This window comes from Pseudomonas sp. MWU347, assembly GCF_017947305.1.
GTDB lineage: Bacteria > Pseudomonadota > Gammaproteobacteria > Pseudomonadales > Pseudomonadaceae > Aquipseudomonas > Aquipseudomonas putida_A.
Genome location: NZ_JAFGZB010000015.1, coordinates 41,535 through 55,692 on the forward strand (window position 1 = coordinate 41,535; position 14,158 = coordinate 55,692).

The following is a 14,158-nucleotide window of genomic DNA, read 5'->3' on the forward strand; positions in this document are numbered from 1 at the left end:
ATTTGTAACAAGGGCGCTTCAAGACTTTTTTCACATGCGTTTCACTCGCCACTTACGCCCGCTTCCTTACTCTCGCCGCATCGTATTGACTTTGATGCATGCCGACGAGGCGGCCCGATGTGGAGTTGAGACTGAGTCTGTTCGGCGTCAAACGCTCGATTTCCCTGAGCGGATTGGCCCGCTATCGCAATACCTGGGTGGTGCTCGGCGCGTCGCTGCTGGTGATTCCGCTGACACTGTGGCTGCTCGCCCCGGCGGCGGTGCCGGATCTGGCCCATGGCAATGTGTCCGGAGCCCGCGCGCTGGCGGCCGGGTGGGCCAAGGGCGACATGATTGTGCTGGTGCGTCACGTCGAGCGCTGCGATCACTCGCCGGCGCCGTGCCTGAGTGGCGACGACGGCATCACCGACCGCTCGCGCAGTGTTGCGGTCGGTGTCGGTGCACAGTTTGAGCATCTGGGCCTGAATAACGCTGACATCTACAACAGCCCGATGCTGCGCACGGTGCAGACCGCCGGTTACATGTTCAACCGCGCGGCCAGCGGCGAAGATTGGCTAATCAGCTGCAAGGGCCACATCCTGCAGGAAGCGCTGGCGCACAAGCTCCCCGGGCGCAATCTGATCCTGGTGACCCACAGCGAATGCATGGCGGAGCTGGAAAAGGACTTGAATACACCGGTTTCTGACCCTGGCTACGGTTCCTCACTGTTTGTGTCTGCCGCAAACAAAGCAGACCCGCGGGTGCTTGGCTTCATCGAAGCCTCCGACTGGCACTCCGTGAGCACCCGATGAACTGACGTTTGCCAAGCTTCAGCGCAAACAAAACCCGCCAGTGACGGCGGGTTTTTTATTGTCTGGTGCGAAGGACGTCAGTAGCCGACGAAGTAATACGCCTGACGCCCGACCATCATGGTCTTGAGCACTTTGAGTGGTGCGGCGGGTTCGCTGTCTGCCGAGATCACCGCGACGTTCGAGGGGGAAGCGCTGAGGAAGTCGTGCAGTTGCGCGTCAGTATCCAGCCCCTTGAGCACGCTTTGGGTGTAGAACACGCTGGCGCCGCCGACCCGTTCATTGGCCTGGAACAGTGCGACCTGCTGACCGTTGGCCTGCAAGCTCTGAATGTGTTCGGTCAAAGGCAGGAACGACAACTCCTTGTCGGCGTTGGGCAGTGCCCACTGGGCCGCGCCGAGGTAGCTGGCGATCACCACCGTAAGCAGTCCTGCGGCAATCGCCTGACGATGACGGGCGACTTTTCCGATGAAGCGGTCGGTGGTTTCGCGCGCCTGCAAGCGCTCGAACAACACGCGCGCGTACTCCGCGGCGATCACGGCAGCCGCCGGGGTCATCGACATCAGGTACACCGTGCGCTTGCTCGAGGCCAGGGTCAGCATAATGAACTGCGCAACGATCCACAGGCTGAAAAACAGCAGGTAACGGTTGGCCTTCAGATCCTTGCGGAAATGCCATAGGCCCAGGTACACCAGAATGTTCCAAGGCAGAAACGCTTCCGGCAGTTTGGCCAGATAGTAATAGAACGGCTCATAATGCCCGGCCTCGACGAACGAGCCGCTGAAGCGACCGACGCTGTTGGTCAGCAACACTTCAGCGACGGCGTGCGAGCCACCGCGCTGATAGAGTACGGCGAGCCAGATCAGCAACGGAATCAGGCCTACGGCCGTGAGCAGGCCAGGACGCAGCCACGCGCCGACCTTCAGGCGTTTGTCGATCAGGTTATCAGCCAGCAGGTAGGCAAAAATCACCACCCCCGGCATTGCCAGGCCGAGCACGCCCTTGCTCAAAGTGGCGACGGCGATGCCGACGATAAACAGCAGCGAGTTAGCCGCGTTCGGTGCGCGTTGTGCCTGAAAGAACGCCAGCAGCGCCGTGGTCACGCCGAGCGCCAGCAACGCATCTTCGCCGACCCCGCGCACGTTGCTCCAGTAACTGGCCATGGTCGCCAGCAGAATCCCCGCCGTCCAGGCGACCGCTTTCGGGCGGCCGAAACGGCGCAGCATGCCGTACAGCAGCATCACGCTGAGCAGCCCGGCTACCGCCGACGCCAGCCGCACCGCCCACGGCGAAACGCCGAATACGCGCATGGCGCCGGCATCCAGCCACAGGCTCAGCGGTGGTTTTTCCAGAAATGGTTCGCCGAACAGGCGCGGCGTCACCCAGTCATCGTCCAGATGCATCTCCATGGCGATCCCGGCGACCCGAGCTTCGGTGGAGCCTTGCAACTGGTGGTTACCCAAAGCGAAAAAAAACAGCAGGGCGGCGAGTAGAAACAGTGAAGTGGCGGCACGCGGCATGGATTTCAGGCAACCGGAAAGGGCAGGAGCCTTGAGCATACTTCGCCAATGCTTAACAAATTGTGAAACTCACGCTAATTGGCGCGACCAGCGCTGTTCCGGTGCTTCGAACAACGGATTGACCAGCGCCGTCAGCACATGATCCTGCCAACGTCCGGCGATATTCAGATAAGCCTTGGCATAGCCCTCGCGCTCGAAACCCAGACGCTCCAGCAATCGCGCACTGCGCTCGTTACCGGGCATGTAGTTGGCCATGATCCGATGCAGGTTCTGCGTGTCGAACATATAGCCGATGCCAGCCTCCAGACCTTCCTGCATCAAGCCTTGGCCCTGATGCGCGTGGTCGATGTGATAACCCAGATAACAGGCCTGAAACGCTCCGCGAATGATCCCGCTGAAATTGCACGCGCCGATCATTTGCTGGCCATCCGGCGTCAACAGAGCGAAATGCATCGCCAGCCCGGCCTCGTAGGCACTGGCCTGGACTTCAAGGCGTCGGCGAATCTGCTCGCTGGAAAAGTATTCGGTGGTGCGAATCGGCGACCAAGGGGCGAGATGGCGCTGGTTGCGTGCATAGAAGTCACTTTCCAGCTCGGCCTGTTCCGGGGCGAGGATGGCGAGCGTCAGGCGTTGGCAGGGCAGGCTCAGCAGTGACATCGGCGGCTCCGGTTGGCAGGGTCGAGGGACAGGATTGCCTAGGAGATGGAAAAAAACAAACCGCGCTGGCGCTCTGTAAATTTCTTTGGTTGAGTGCACAGGGTTATCGACTGCGGCATTTCCGGGATTGGAGGAACAAGCAATGGAATTTGCATTGACGGTGAACGGGTTGGCGCTGCGTGTTCGGGCGCCGGACCCAGCGCTGGTCGCTCCGGTGCGCGAGGCGTTGAACGCCAGTTACCGCGAGCATGCGCCTTTTCTCGAGTGGGCGGTTGAACACACCAGTGAGGGGCGGGCGCTGTCGTCCATGCTGCGAGCAAGGGATGATTTCGCTAGCGAGACCGGTGAGCGGCGCCTATTCATCGTGACTGAAGACGGACAAACCGTCGTTGGCTGCATCGGCCTGGTGCCGCGTCGGCGCAAGCGTTATGTCGTCGGTTATTGGGCCAACAGCGCGTTTGCCGGCAAGGGCTACATGCGCGAAGTGCTCCAGCAACTGGTCAGGCGCCTGCCTGAGTGCACCTTTTACCTGACCACATCGTCGGCCAACAGCCGCAGTCAGCGTCTGGCTGAAGCGGCGGGGTTTGCGCTGATCAGGGTTCACCCACAGGCGCGGCAATTGCAGCAGCGCGGCGTGCAGGACACTTGGGTGTATCGCTTCAGCAGCAAATGCCAGGCAAAAAAAAGCCCGCGGGAGAGCGCGGGCGAACCGTAGTTTCTTGAATGAGCGAGCGGACTGTACCGTGTTGATCGAACGGGGGCAGTGAAGAAAAATTCATCTCGGCGGCGACCGCTCTGCAACGCCTCAGGGCAGATGATCCGCGGCGAAATCGGCTTCCGGGTCGGCCGTAACGAGCCAGGTCATTTCAGAATTCCGTGACCTTGTCCTCGCGCAAAATCCACCCGGCTTCACCCGCCACCAACTTGTACTGAACCTGACGCATCTTCCCAGTACGCCCGGCGCCAGCGTCGGCACTGTCATACACCGGGAAACGTTGCACCAGGGTGCTTTCCACCACCGCAAACGAGTCCTCGCCCTGATAGCCCGACGCGGTCTTCGGGTTGTCGCTGACCGGAGGCAAGTAGATTGCGCTCAGGGACTTCTTGTTGTTGGCTGAATAGGCGATCAGTTCGCCCGGCATGCCGCGCTCGGGCGAGCGGGTAAAAACGTAGAGTTCGGGGGAGCCGTCGTTATTGATGTCGGCGACTTCGGCGCGTACCACATCACCCGTTAGCGCCTGGCTGATGACCGTGTTGTCGATCTCCAGCCCCTTGGGAGCGATGCGCAGCGTCGGTTTGCCATCGACCTGCTCGGTGCTGACGTGAAAAGCGATGCCGTGCAATTCCAGCGTCTGATCGAATGGCTGCTGCCGGCTGATGGCATCGCCATCGAGCAGCCTCAGCGACAACTGATAGTTGGCCACTTCATTACGCCGGGCGGCGTTGCGCATGAGGTAGACCTGAACCGTGTACTCGCCATCGCCGGGCAGTGGACCGAGAAAGTGATTGCCCATGATCGAGCCGTTGAACAGCGCGTAATCCGCACCCTTGGCGAGGATGTTGAAGTAAGCGGAGGTGTTGGACGGTTTGAAGTCGACGGTCAGTATCTGGCCGGCCTTGGCGTTGAATGTGTACTGCGCGGTCTGGTCCCCCTTGATCGACTGTTTGCGCTGGATGCTGTCGGCACTGGTTGTGAACGCGATCGGTTCGACGCGCACAGTGGGGGCGTCGGCCGCATGGACGGACAAGGAAATCAGCGCGGCCAGCGCTACGGCAATCCAGCTTTTCATCTTCAACTCCATTGCATCTCGATGTTCGCAGCATAGAGCCTGCTTCGAGCGACCGCCCAGAGATTGCGCGGATTAAATGTTGCTGGATTTGAGCACAAGCCAGAGATGATGTTCGCTGACACGAATCAGCTGTTCACATAATTCTCACCTGAGTTTTGCGATGATGGGCGCCGGTATTCCATCGGCCCCAGCGAGTGATCCCAGCATGAATGTGAGCGTTCTCCACGCATTGATTGCGGCGGCGCTGTTTGGCGCCAGTACGCCTCTCGCCAAACTGTTGGGGGTACAGGTTTCGCCGATTCTGCTGGCCGGGTTGCTCTATCTCGGTAGCGGTCTGGGCTTGACCGCCCTGCGTTTTGTCCGCGATCGTGGCTGGAAGCCCTCCGGGCTCGGCACCGGTGAATGGCCATGGCTGCTCGGCGCCATCGGCTTCGGCGGAGTGCTGGCGCCGGTGGCGCTGATGTTCGGTCTGACCCGAACGTCCGGCGCGAGCGCGTCACTGATGCTCAACCTTGAATCAGTGCTCACGGCGCTGCTGGCGTGGGTGGTGTTCAAGGAAAATGCCGACCGACGAATCGTGATCGGCATGCTCGCCATCGTCGCCGGTGGCGTCGTGCTGTCCTGGCCACAAGAGGCCGTCTCGGCGCAAGACTGGAGCGGCCCGTTGGCCGTCGCTTTCGCCTGCTTCTGCTGGGCCATCGACAACAACCTGACCCGTAAAGTCTCGGCCTCGGACGCACTGTTCATCGCCGGCAGCAAAGGCCTGGTGGCGGGGCTGGTCAACTGCACACTGGCCCTGTTCATCGGCACCCAACTACCCGTCGCCACCTCGCTGGTGCCGATCATGCTGGTCGGCTTTCTCGGCTACGGCGTCAGCCTGGTAATGTTCGTCCTCGCCCTGCGCGGCCTCGGCAGCGCACGCACCGGCGCCTACTTTTCCACCGCACCGTTTCTCGGCGCAGGCATCTCGATTCTGCTGCTCGGCGAGTCGATATCGCTGATGTTTCTGCTCGCAGCGGCGTTAATGGCCGTGGGGGTATGGATTCATCTGATGGAAAACCATGTTCATGAGCATCAGCACGAACCGCTTGAGCATGATCATCGGCATACACACGATGAGCATCATCAACATACGCATGGGTTTGAGTGGGATGGGGTGGAGCCGCATAGCCATCCGCATGTGCACACGCCGATGCGGCACAGTCATGCGCATTTTCCGGATGTGCATCATCGGCATGGGCATTGATTGAAACTCTGAAGTCTGTTGATTGATGTCATTGTGATATCGTCTCTGTCGATTTCTTCAGTCTTTCATTCGAGTCATTCCATGAAACCAATTTTCCTGCTGTTGCCCATTGCGGCCCTTTTTTCTGCTTTCAGCGTTGCCGCTGCACCTTCGCCGGTGGCGTCGTTTGCCGCTTGTGACGATCACTCCCTGGCAGTCGTGCAATCACCTTTGTTCAAGAATCTGGTGCCGAGCACTGTCGAAAATGGCCAGATCAAATTGTCCGGCGGCACCAAGAGCGATATGGGGCAGCGCTGGATGTTCGCCAAGCCGGTCGAAATTGACGGCATGTCGTTGACCGGCTTCTACGCCGAAGATACAGACCTGATGGGCACTCGCATCATCAGTTGGGGGTTCTACGCCAAACAGACGCCGAATGAACTCCACACCCAGTTGGAAAAAGCGGGTGGGCCGCGTATGGACATGTCGCAGGGACTCTACGCACGCGCGGAAATCTGGTCCCACGACAAATCCAACTGGCAGCCGGAAGACCCATCCGCAACGGCGGGCAAGCTGGTTGTCGACAGTGCCGAGCGCGTGTTCCTGATCGAGCCTGCTCCGCAAGAGCTGACGACTGGCAGCAAGGGGATGTTTACCTGCTCGATTCAAGGCAAGGTCAATGAGGCAATGCTCAAATCCAGCCGCCCGGATCTGCTCAGCGCGGTTCATTGATTTTGATGAATGCGGGTACGAAAAAGGACGACATCGTGTCGTCCTTTTTTGTGAGTAGGCAGAGCATTGCCAGGGTTATCGAGTTTGATCGCCTGCAGGCTGTGGGTTTGTGTGCCCGGTTTGGCTGATGTGCAAATGCGACAAAGCCCGCACAAGGCGGGCTTTGTCGTCGAGAGTTGGTGGAGCCGGGGGGATTTGAACCCCCGTCCGCCAGTGCTCCGCTGTCGGTACTACATGCGTAGCCGTGTCTATTAAGTTAACCCTCAGCGACCCGACGGGCAGGGTGCTTTGGGCGAGTTGTGTAAGTTTTAGCCGCTTCGTCCACAACGTACTGCACGGCGATTCTGTTCTATATGACAATCATTTCGGGTTTACAGACATCCCCTGATGATTGCTGGGCCCGAAGGCACCAGGAGTGCATGTCAGCTGCAATTAAGCAGCGAGAGCAGCACCGTATTGGTCGTCATTGGCAACTATAAGAAGTTGCAACAGTGGATTTACGACTTCTGTTACCAAGTCGGCATGCACCTAAAGTTTCGTCACCGGCGTCGAATCCTAATCGGCCCCGAACTCATTGCCTCGTACATCAGGTGAGGCAACAAGCCTGCGCAGTGTACGCCAAACGGCCGGCGAGGCCAACCCGAAGGTTGGCCTCGTGGCATATCAATTGCGCGTTGGATTGCGGATTTGCATTTTGGTTATCAAGGAAGAGGTGACCTCAACGCAATCCTTGTCATTGCCGGCCGCCTGCGCGTCTTCAGCTTTTTTCTGCGCTTCCTTGACGTTGTTCATGGACGTCTCGGGAATTGACGGCTGACTGGTAACGAAGTCTTTGATGGTTTGAAGATTCCCGGCACAAAGGTCTTTGTCTGCCGCAAACACCGGCGACGTCAGCAGGGCACCAGCGATGAACAAACCAGCAATTGCAGAATGCTTCATGGGTATCTCCTTGAACGGTTGGTCTCGGTGCTGCCGGACGGTCTGGCGGCGATGCCGAGGTCGTAACAGGCCGTGTTTGGTAGTGGGCCTGTTCAATCGACCGCGGCCGCACGCAGGAATTCGGTTTTTTTTACATCGTGGCCCGTCAACCCGAACCGCGCTGCATCACGCCACCTGAAGACTGGTCGTCCCGAGGTTTATTTCTTGGTATCCCCCGTCGAGTTCTGGATTACCAGAAGGGTTTGCTGGGTTTCCGCCAGGCAGTCGTCGATCCTGCCCTGAGCCTTAAGGGCCTGGGCTTTGCTGACGCTTGCCGAGACGCGCGAATTCAGATCCGGCGACGTCTGATATTGCGTCTTGGCGCTTTCGATCTTTTGCAGATTCGCCTCGCACAAGTCGGCAGGTTTGCCATCGGCGAACGAAGTAGAAGCCATCATCGAGGCAGTAACGAACAGACCAAACAGTACAGAATGCTTCATGAGTATCTCCTTGCACTGAGGAATCCAGACTCTCGCTGACCGTCAGAGCAGGCCTGCGAAAGGAGGAAAAGCCCCGCGTGTTCGGGGCTTGTTCTGTGGACTACCGCCTCGCTCAAGGGTTCTAACTTTCTTTTAGCAGGCCTTCGCTCGAGTGACCCGATCCACCAGATAGACCAGTCCGTGATAGTCGATGCCGCCGTGCTGCGTCAGGCCGATCTCACAGGTGCGGCTGGTGGAAATCCCCTCGTTGCAATGTTGCACCGCGTCCTTGAGTGTGCGCAGCGAGTGGCTGTTCAGCTCCGGCGTGGTGAAACCCTTGTCACCGGCAAACCCGCAACAATGAATACCTTCCGGAATCACCACGGTTTTGCTGCATTTGCGTGCCAGTTCGATCAGCGCCTGGCTTTCGCCCAGATGCTGGGTGCTGCAGGTCACATGAACTGCAATCGGTGCTTCTTGCGGGGTGAACTCCAGTCGATCGAGAAGATGCGTACGGATGAAGCGCACCGGGTCATACAGATCCAGGCGAACATTTCCCACGTCCTGCACCAGGCGCAAGGTGCACGGGCTGGTGTCGCAATAGATCGGATCGAGTCCACCGCGACTGGCGTGCAGCAGCGCGCTGATCAACTCCTGACGCTTGTGCTCGGCCTGTTCGGCGTAGCCTTTGGAAGCAAACGGCTGACCGCAGCAGAGGTTGTCCTGATTGTCCGGGAATACCACTTGGTAACCGGCTTTTTCCAGCAGGCCACGGGTCTTGTCGTACAGCGACATCTGCTCCTTGTCGCCCGCTGCCGGGCCCATCACCCGTGAAACACAGGCGGCCAGATACACAACGCGTGGGCGTTCGTCGGACACGCTCGGGCTGAAGCGAATGGCTTTTTCCGGTTGCGGCATCGCGCTGGTCCACAGCGGCACCTGGCCTTTGGACAAACGTGTCAGGGTTGCCGACAGCTTCGCCAGGCGCGGTGCGCCGAGCAGCATCCGTGCGCCGTTGGCCACGTGCAGGGTGAAGCGTGCGCCTTGCAGGGTCTTGGCGAAATTTCCTTCGATCCAGTCAGCGGTTTTCTGATGCGTGGCGTTGCGGGCGCGGAGCTTTTTCACCAGTTCGCCGGTATTGATGCCTACGGGGCAACGCTGCGCGCACAGGCCTGTCGCGGCGCAGGTTTCAATGCCTTGGTACTCGTAGGCTTGTTCCAGCTCGGTGGTGTCAACGCCGGCACGTTTCTTCGCTTCAATGTCACGCCAGATCACGATGCGCTGGCGCGGGCTGAGGGTCAGACCTTTCGACGGGCAGACCGGTTCGCAGAAGCCGCACTCGATGCATTTATCGACAATCTCGTCAGCCGCCGGCAGCGGCTTCAGGTGTTTGAGGTGGATCTGCGGATCTTCGCTGAGCACCACGTCGGGGTTGAGGATGCCGTTGGGGTCGAGCAGACGTTTGAGCTGCCACATCAACTGATAGGCATCGCTGCCCCATTCCAGCTCAACGAACGGCGCCATGTTGCGCCCGGTGCCGTGTTCGGCCTTGAGCGAACCGCCGAATTTCACCGCCACCAGTTGCGCCACGTCGTCCATGAACGCCTGATAGCGTGCGACTTCTTCCGGACTGTTGAAGCCTTGGGTGAAAACGAAGTGCAGATTACCCTCCAGAGCGTGTCCGAAAAGGATCGCTTCGTCGTAGGCGTGTTTGTCGAACAGCGCGATCAGGCGATTGACGCCGATAGCCAGTTGCTCGACCGGGAAGGTCACGTCTTCGATGATCACCGTGGTGCCGGTTTTGCGCACGGCGCCGACGGCGGGGAAGGTGTCCTTGCGGATGGCCCAAAGCTTGGCGTTCTCGGCCGGGTCTTCAGTGAAATCGACCTGTTTTTCCACCGGGAAACGGGTCAGCGAAGCCATGATTTGCGCCAGTTGTTCTTGCAGCAAAGTGGAAGAGGCGGCGCGGGATTCGATCAGCAGCGCGCAGGCATTATTCGACAGATGCTGTACGAAATCCGGCATGCCCGGTTTGTCCTGCACCGAGCGCAAACTGCGCCGATCGAGCAATTCCACCGCCGACACCGGTTGGCTTTTCAGCACGGTGACCGCGTTACAGCAGGTTTCCACATCCGGGAACACGATCAGCGCCGACGCCTTGTTCGGATGGTCGATCACCGTGTCATAGGTCACCGCGCTGATGAAGCCAAGGGTGCCTTCGGAACCGACCAGCAAGTGGCTCAAGATATCCACAGGCTCGTCGAAATCCACCAGGGCGTTGAGTGACAGACCGGTGGTATTTTTCAGACGATATTTGTGGCGGATTCGCGCAGCCAGTTCGGCATTGGCGCGGGTCTCGCGGCCCAATGCTGCCAGGCGCTCCAGCAGATCTTCGTGGCTTACGCGAAAAGCGGCGACGCTGGCGGCGTCTTCGGTGTCGAGACGGGTGCCGTCGGCGAGTACCAGACGGATCCCGGCCAGGGTGTGATAGGTATTTTGCGCCGTGCCGCAGCACATGCCGCTGGCGTTGTTGGCGACGATGCCGCCGATCTTGCAGGCGTTGATCGACGCCGGGTCCGGACCGATCTTGCGCCCGAACGGTGCCAGCCATGCGTTGGCCTGCGCGCCGATCACGCCCGGCTGCAGGCGGATTTGCATGCCTTGGTCGCGAATCTCGCGAGCGTTCCAGTTATCCCCCAGCACAATCAGCACCGAATCGCTGATCGCCTGCCCGGACAAACTGGTGCCAGCGGCGCGGAAGGTCACCGGGACTTGATCGCGCTGGGCCAGTTTCAACAGCGCTACCACTTCATCTTCGGACTCGACGCGGATCACCAGTTTGGGAATCAGCCGATAAAAACTGGCGTCGGTGCCGAAGGCCAAGGTCGACAGCGGATCGTCGAAGCGGCGATCCGCTGGAATCAGTTGCTGCGCGTCGCGCAGGAAATTCACTGGAAGCGTCATTGGTCCTCCAGGATCAGCACCACAAGGTCTTTCGGGCCGTGGGCGCCGTAGGCCAGTACTTGTTCGATGTCGGCAGTTTTCGACGGGCCGGACACCAGCAGCGCGTTGGTCGGCATGCCTTGGGCCCACTCGAATTCCTGTTGCACTTGATAGAAGTTGTCGCGGATTTCGCTGGCCTTGAGCAGGGCGAAATGCACCGGCGGCACCAGGCTCATCAATCGCGGCTCTTCACGAGTGGGCCAGAGAATCAGGCTGCCGGTCGCGGCGATGGCGCCGAGAGTGCCAGTGAGGCTGGCCGGGGTGTCGTTGAACAGCTCGGCTTTCCATTCTTCCATCGGCCGGTTGTAGGATTTCAGTGTCGGCAGATCAGGATTGTTCGCCCAGTGTTGTGAGATGCGCTGCCCGTGAGGCGTAGTCGGTGCGATCAGCAGGCTCGGTAGCTGCCGGTCACGCAGCAATTGCGCGAGCAGCGTCGGCCAGTCTGCGCCGGTAGTCAGATGGATCTCGGTGTGTACCGCTTCCATCAGTTTGCGCAGCTGCGGGATGCGTTGCTCGGCGCTGTAGGTGTAAGGCTGGGTCACCAGATCGACGTCGAAGTCGTCGGCAATCGGTGTGGTGCCGGTCAGACTTTTCCGTAGCTTGGCGAGGATATTTTGCTTGGCGCTCATCAGCGGTCTCCCTGTTTGCCCAGATGCTTGCGGGCCATGTCGTGCAGTGAGCGGGCGGCGGGTTTTGGTGCGCTGTGGTTTTGTGTCCACGGGCCGACATTGCTCGGCGTTAACGCACGCAGGCGCGTGGCGAAGAAACCGAACAACCGATACAACGTCGGCGAGCTGTTGAGTTTCGCCCAGGCGTTCCAGATGAAACGTTCCTTGCGCGAATACTTGCTGCCCTGACCGCGCATCACTTGATGCGGACTGTCCGGGGCTTTGACGTTTTCTTCGCGCAATCGCCGCAGCAGGGCAGGGATCGGAATTTTCACCGGGCACACTTCACCGCAGGCACCGCACAACGACGAAGCGCTCGGGTGATCCGGGACTTTCGCCAGACCGACCATGTGCGGCGTGATGATTTTGCCGATCGGTCCCGGATACACCTCGCCATAGGTGTGACCACCGACGCGGGTGTAGACCGGGCAATGGTTCATGCAGGCACCGCAGCGGATGCAGTTGAGGGTCTGGCGCAGTTCGCTGTCGGCAAAGGCCTGGCTGCGACCGTTATCGAGCAGCACCAGATGCACTTCTTGCGGGCCGTCGAGTTCATGTTCCTTGCGCGGGCCGGAGATCATGTTGACGTAGGTGGTGATCGGAATGCCCAGCGCCGAGCGGGTCAGCAGCGACAACAGCGGCACCACGTCGCGCAGGTTTTCCACGACCTTTTCGATGCCGGTGACGGCGATGTGCACCGGCGGCACGGTGGTGGTCATGCGTCCGTTGCCTTCGTTTTCCACCAGCAGCAGGGTGCCGGTTTCGGCTACGGCGAAGTTGACGCCGGAAACGCCGATGTCCGCTTCGAAGAATTTCTGCCGCAGGACCCTGCGACCGATCTGAATGAGTTGGTCAACGTCCTTGGTGTACTCCACGCCAAGTTTGTCGTGGAACAAGGACGCGACCTGACCGGCATTCTTGTGGATCGCCGGCATAATGATGTGTGAAGGCTTCTCGTGGTCGAGCTGGACGATGTATTCCCCCATGTCGGACTCCAGGCATTCAACACCTTGAGCCTCGAGGAAATGGTTCATCTCCATCTCTTCGCTGACCATCGATTTGCCCTTGATCACTTGCCGCGCCTCGTGAGCGCGGATGATCGAAAGGACGATGCCATTGGCCTCGTCCACCGTTTCCGCCCAGTGCACTGTCACACCGTTGCGGGTCAGGTTCTGTTCCAGTTGCTCGAGCAGGTCGGGCAACTTGGAGAGCGCACGCGCCCTGATCGAGTTGCCCAGGGCGCGCAAGTGTTCTCTTTCGTGGGCATCGCTGAAAGCCGCTGCCCGCTTGGTCATCAGTGAATCCATCGCAGTGCGGAAGTTGTTCCGTAGCTGCTGATCACCCAGGGCGTTGTGCGCCCGAGTACGGAAATCTTCTTCTACGGCAACCGTAGGAATAATCGTCGAGGTGCTCATTGCGCACCTCCGGTTCGTTGCCACAGAAAGCTGGCGAGATGTTGCCCGCGCAGCGCTTCTTTTTGTTTCTCCAATGCGCCATTGATGTTCATCAAACAGCCGCAGTCGGCGCTCAACACTTTGTGCGCGCCGGAATCCTTCAACGCGCGGGTCTTGTCCGCCACCATCGCGCCGGAAATGTCTGGCATACGGACGCTGAATGTCCCACCGAAGCCACAGCACTCGCTTTCGTGGTCGTGGTTGACCCGTTCCACGTTGCTCAACTGCGCCAATAACTCGCGGCCGTGCAGGTGGGTGTTCATCTCGCGGCGTGCCGAACACGAGGTGTGCAGCGCAACTTTGACCGGCTCGCCGCTGTCCTTGAGCTGCACCTTGCAGACGAACAGCAGGAACTCGGCCAGCTCATAGGTGCGGGCCGCGAGGGCCTTAACCTGTTTCAGTGTTTCCGGCTCGTCCTTGAACAAGTCGGCATAGTGCTCGCGCAGCATGCCCGCGCAGGAGCCGGACGGCACCACCACCGGATAATTCCCGGCAAACAGCGCCAGTTGCGAGCGCGCTACCGTCCGCGCCTGCTCGGTGTAACCCGAGGTGTAGGCCGGTTGTCCGCAGCAGCTCTGCCCTTGCGGGTACTCGACCTTGATCCCTTCACGCTCGAGCAAGTGGATCGCGTCCATCCCGGCTTCGGGGTAGAACAGGTCGACCACGCAGGTACCGAACAGATAGACCCGCGACGGTTTCTCGCTGGGGTACTGCCGAGGTTCGGGCAGTGGCGGTGCGACGCGGGTGGCGTTGGGCACAGCGTTGTAAAAAAGCTCGCTCATCAGGCGTGTCTCCGGGTGGGCCCGGTTATCCGTCTGTTGAGACTGCTGAATATAAAGAGCCTTGCTTTCAGCAGCCTTACAGACCGGGGTGTGAATTGCTGACGCCGGAATCACCAGCCGGCGTCGGTTATTTCCGTTTTGT

Annotated in this window: 13 protein-coding genes and 1 other RNA gene; 4 read left to right on the top strand and 10 right to left on the bottom strand. The window is 59.8% G+C overall.

All coding sequences use genetic code 11. The features are described 5' to 3' along the window. Positions 1 to 119 precede the first annotated feature (119 nt). Entirely contained in the window at positions 120 to 791 is a 672-nt protein-coding gene (locus tag KCG87_RS25490) for a histidine phosphatase family protein (RefSeq protein ID WP_098967127.1), read from the top strand. 77 nt (positions 792 to 868) lie between these two features. Here KCG87_RS25490 and KCG87_RS25495 read toward each other — a convergent pair whose 3' ends face one another. Beyond that, positions 869 to 2,347 (bottom strand): glycosyltransferase family 39 protein, encoded by a 1,479-nt coding sequence (locus KCG87_RS25495; protein ID WP_246881843.1) that lies wholly within the window; start codon positions 2,345 to 2,347, stop codon positions 869 to 871. 30 nt (positions 2,348 to 2,377) lie between these two features. Next, positions 2,378 to 2,965 carry a ribosomal protein S5-alanine N-acetyltransferase gene (gene rimJ / locus KCG87_RS25500; protein ID WP_210559109.1) on the bottom strand — a complete coding sequence of 196 codons (588 nt, stop codon included), beginning with the start codon at positions 2,963 to 2,965 and terminating at the stop codon, positions 2,378 to 2,380. A 142-nt stretch (positions 2,966 to 3,107) separates the two neighbouring features. Here rimJ and KCG87_RS25505 point away from each other — a divergent pair, with 142 nt between their 5' ends. Continuing rightward, positions 3,108 to 3,680 carry a GNAT family N-acetyltransferase gene (locus KCG87_RS25505; RefSeq protein ID WP_210559110.1) on the top strand — a complete coding sequence of 191 codons (573 nt, stop codon included), beginning with the start codon at positions 3,108 to 3,110 and terminating at the stop codon, positions 3,678 to 3,680. A gap of 151 nt (positions 3,681 to 3,831) precedes the next feature. Here KCG87_RS25505 and KCG87_RS25510 read toward each other — a convergent pair whose 3' ends face one another. After that, positions 3,832 to 4,755 carry a hypothetical protein gene (locus tag KCG87_RS25510; protein ID WP_210559111.1) on the bottom strand — a complete coding sequence of 308 codons (924 nt, stop codon included), beginning with the start codon at positions 4,753 to 4,755 and terminating at the stop codon, positions 3,832 to 3,834. Positions 4,756 to 4,960: 205 nt separating this feature from the next. Between KCG87_RS25510 and KCG87_RS25515 the strand changes: the two genes are divergently transcribed. Together KCG87_RS25515 and KCG87_RS25520 are read left to right on the top strand one after the other, a co-directional pair. After that, positions 4,961 to 6,001 (top strand): DMT family transporter, encoded by a 1,041-nt coding sequence (locus KCG87_RS25515; protein ID WP_210559112.1) that lies wholly within the window; start codon positions 4,961 to 4,963, stop codon positions 5,999 to 6,001. Between the two features lie 81 nt (positions 6,002 to 6,082). Beyond that, positions 6,083 to 6,712, top strand: a complete 630-nt coding sequence (locus KCG87_RS25520) for a hypothetical protein (RefSeq protein WP_098967136.1) — start codon at positions 6,083 to 6,085, stop codon at positions 6,710 to 6,712. 177 nt (positions 6,713 to 6,889) lie between these two features. Here the strand turns inward: KCG87_RS25520 and ssrA are convergent. The 7 genes from ssrA to KCG87_RS25555 form a co-directional block, all read right to left on the bottom strand. Further along, positions 6,890 to 7,279: a transfer-messenger RNA gene (gene ssrA / locus KCG87_RS25525) on the bottom strand. Positions 7,280 to 7,375: 96 nt separating this feature from the next. Beyond that, positions 7,376 to 7,651 carry a hypothetical protein gene (locus KCG87_RS25530; RefSeq protein ID WP_027610765.1) on the bottom strand — a complete coding sequence of 92 codons (276 nt, stop codon included), beginning with the start codon at positions 7,649 to 7,651 and terminating at the stop codon, positions 7,376 to 7,378. Positions 7,652 to 7,848: 197 nt separating this feature from the next. Further along, complete coding sequence (locus KCG87_RS25535; protein ID WP_027610766.1) at positions 7,849 to 8,130, bottom strand: hypothetical protein; 282 nt, start codon at positions 8,128 to 8,130, stop codon at positions 7,849 to 7,851. Between the two features lie 132 nt (positions 8,131 to 8,262). Further along, on the bottom strand, positions 8,263 to 11,073 hold the full coding sequence (locus KCG87_RS25540) for an FAD-binding and (Fe-S)-binding domain-containing protein (RefSeq protein ID WP_210559113.1): 2,811 nt from the start codon (positions 11,071 to 11,073) through the stop codon (positions 8,263 to 8,265). Continuing rightward, positions 11,070 to 11,741 (bottom strand): lactate utilization protein C, encoded by a 672-nt coding sequence (locus KCG87_RS25545; protein ID WP_135294930.1) that lies wholly within the window; start codon positions 11,739 to 11,741, stop codon positions 11,070 to 11,072. The genes KCG87_RS25540 and KCG87_RS25545 overlap by 4 nt, the downstream gene beginning before the upstream one ends. Then, positions 11,741 to 13,195 (bottom strand): LutB/LldF family L-lactate oxidation iron-sulfur protein, encoded by a 1,455-nt coding sequence (locus KCG87_RS25550; RefSeq protein WP_210559114.1) that lies wholly within the window; start codon positions 13,193 to 13,195, stop codon positions 11,741 to 11,743. The genes KCG87_RS25545 and KCG87_RS25550 overlap by 1 nt, the downstream gene beginning before the upstream one ends. Continuing rightward, the gene (locus tag KCG87_RS25555) at positions 13,192 to 14,016 is read right to left on the bottom strand and encodes a (Fe-S)-binding protein (RefSeq protein ID WP_098967140.1); all 825 of its coding nucleotides are present in this window, start codon (positions 14,014 to 14,016) and stop codon (positions 13,192 to 13,194) included. Before KCG87_RS25555 ends, KCG87_RS25550 begins: the two co-directional genes overlap by 4 nt. Positions 14,017 to 14,158 lie beyond the last annotated feature (142 nt).

What these genes read in the sequence shown, in the direction of transcription:
- KCG87_RS25530 (WP_027610765.1), bottom strand. Translation starts at nt 7,651, where the DNA reads ATGAAGCATTCTGCAATTGCTGGTTTGTTCATCGCTGGTGCCCTGCTG.
- KCG87_RS25540 (WP_210559113.1), bottom strand. Translation starts at nt 11,073, where the DNA reads ATGACGCTTCCAGTGAATTTCCTGCGCGACGCGCAGCAACTGATTCCA.
- KCG87_RS25555 (WP_098967140.1), bottom strand. Translation starts at nt 14,016, where the DNA reads ATGAGCGAGCTTTTTTACAACGCTGTGCCCAACGCCACCCGCGTCGCA.
- KCG87_RS25545 (WP_135294930.1), bottom strand. Translation starts at nt 11,741, where the DNA reads ATGAGCGCCAAGCAAAATATCCTCGCCAAGCTACGGAAAAGTCTGACC.
- KCG87_RS25515 (WP_210559112.1), top strand. Translation starts at nt 4,961, where the DNA reads ATGAATGTGAGCGTTCTCCACGCATTGATTGCGGCGGCGCTGTTTGGC.
- KCG87_RS25495 (WP_246881843.1), bottom strand. Translation starts at nt 2,347, where the DNA reads ATGCTCAAGGCTCCTGCCCTTTCCGGTTGCCTGAAATCCATGCCGCGT.
- rimJ (WP_210559109.1), bottom strand. Translation starts at nt 2,965, where the DNA reads ATGTCACTGCTGAGCCTGCCCTGCCAACGCCTGACGCTCGCCATCCTC.
- KCG87_RS25535 (WP_027610766.1), bottom strand. Translation starts at nt 8,130, where the DNA reads ATGAAGCATTCTGTACTGTTTGGTCTGTTCGTTACTGCCTCGATGATG.
- KCG87_RS25505 (WP_210559110.1), top strand. Translation starts at nt 3,108, where the DNA reads ATGGAATTTGCATTGACGGTGAACGGGTTGGCGCTGCGTGTTCGGGCG.
- KCG87_RS25550 (WP_210559114.1), bottom strand. Translation starts at nt 13,195, where the DNA reads ATGAGCACCTCGACGATTATTCCTACGGTTGCCGTAGAAGAAGATTTC.
- KCG87_RS25520 (WP_098967136.1), top strand. Translation starts at nt 6,083, where the DNA reads ATGAAACCAATTTTCCTGCTGTTGCCCATTGCGGCCCTTTTTTCTGCT.
- KCG87_RS25510 (WP_210559111.1), bottom strand. Translation starts at nt 4,755, where the DNA reads ATGAAAAGCTGGATTGCCGTAGCGCTGGCCGCGCTGATTTCCTTGTCC.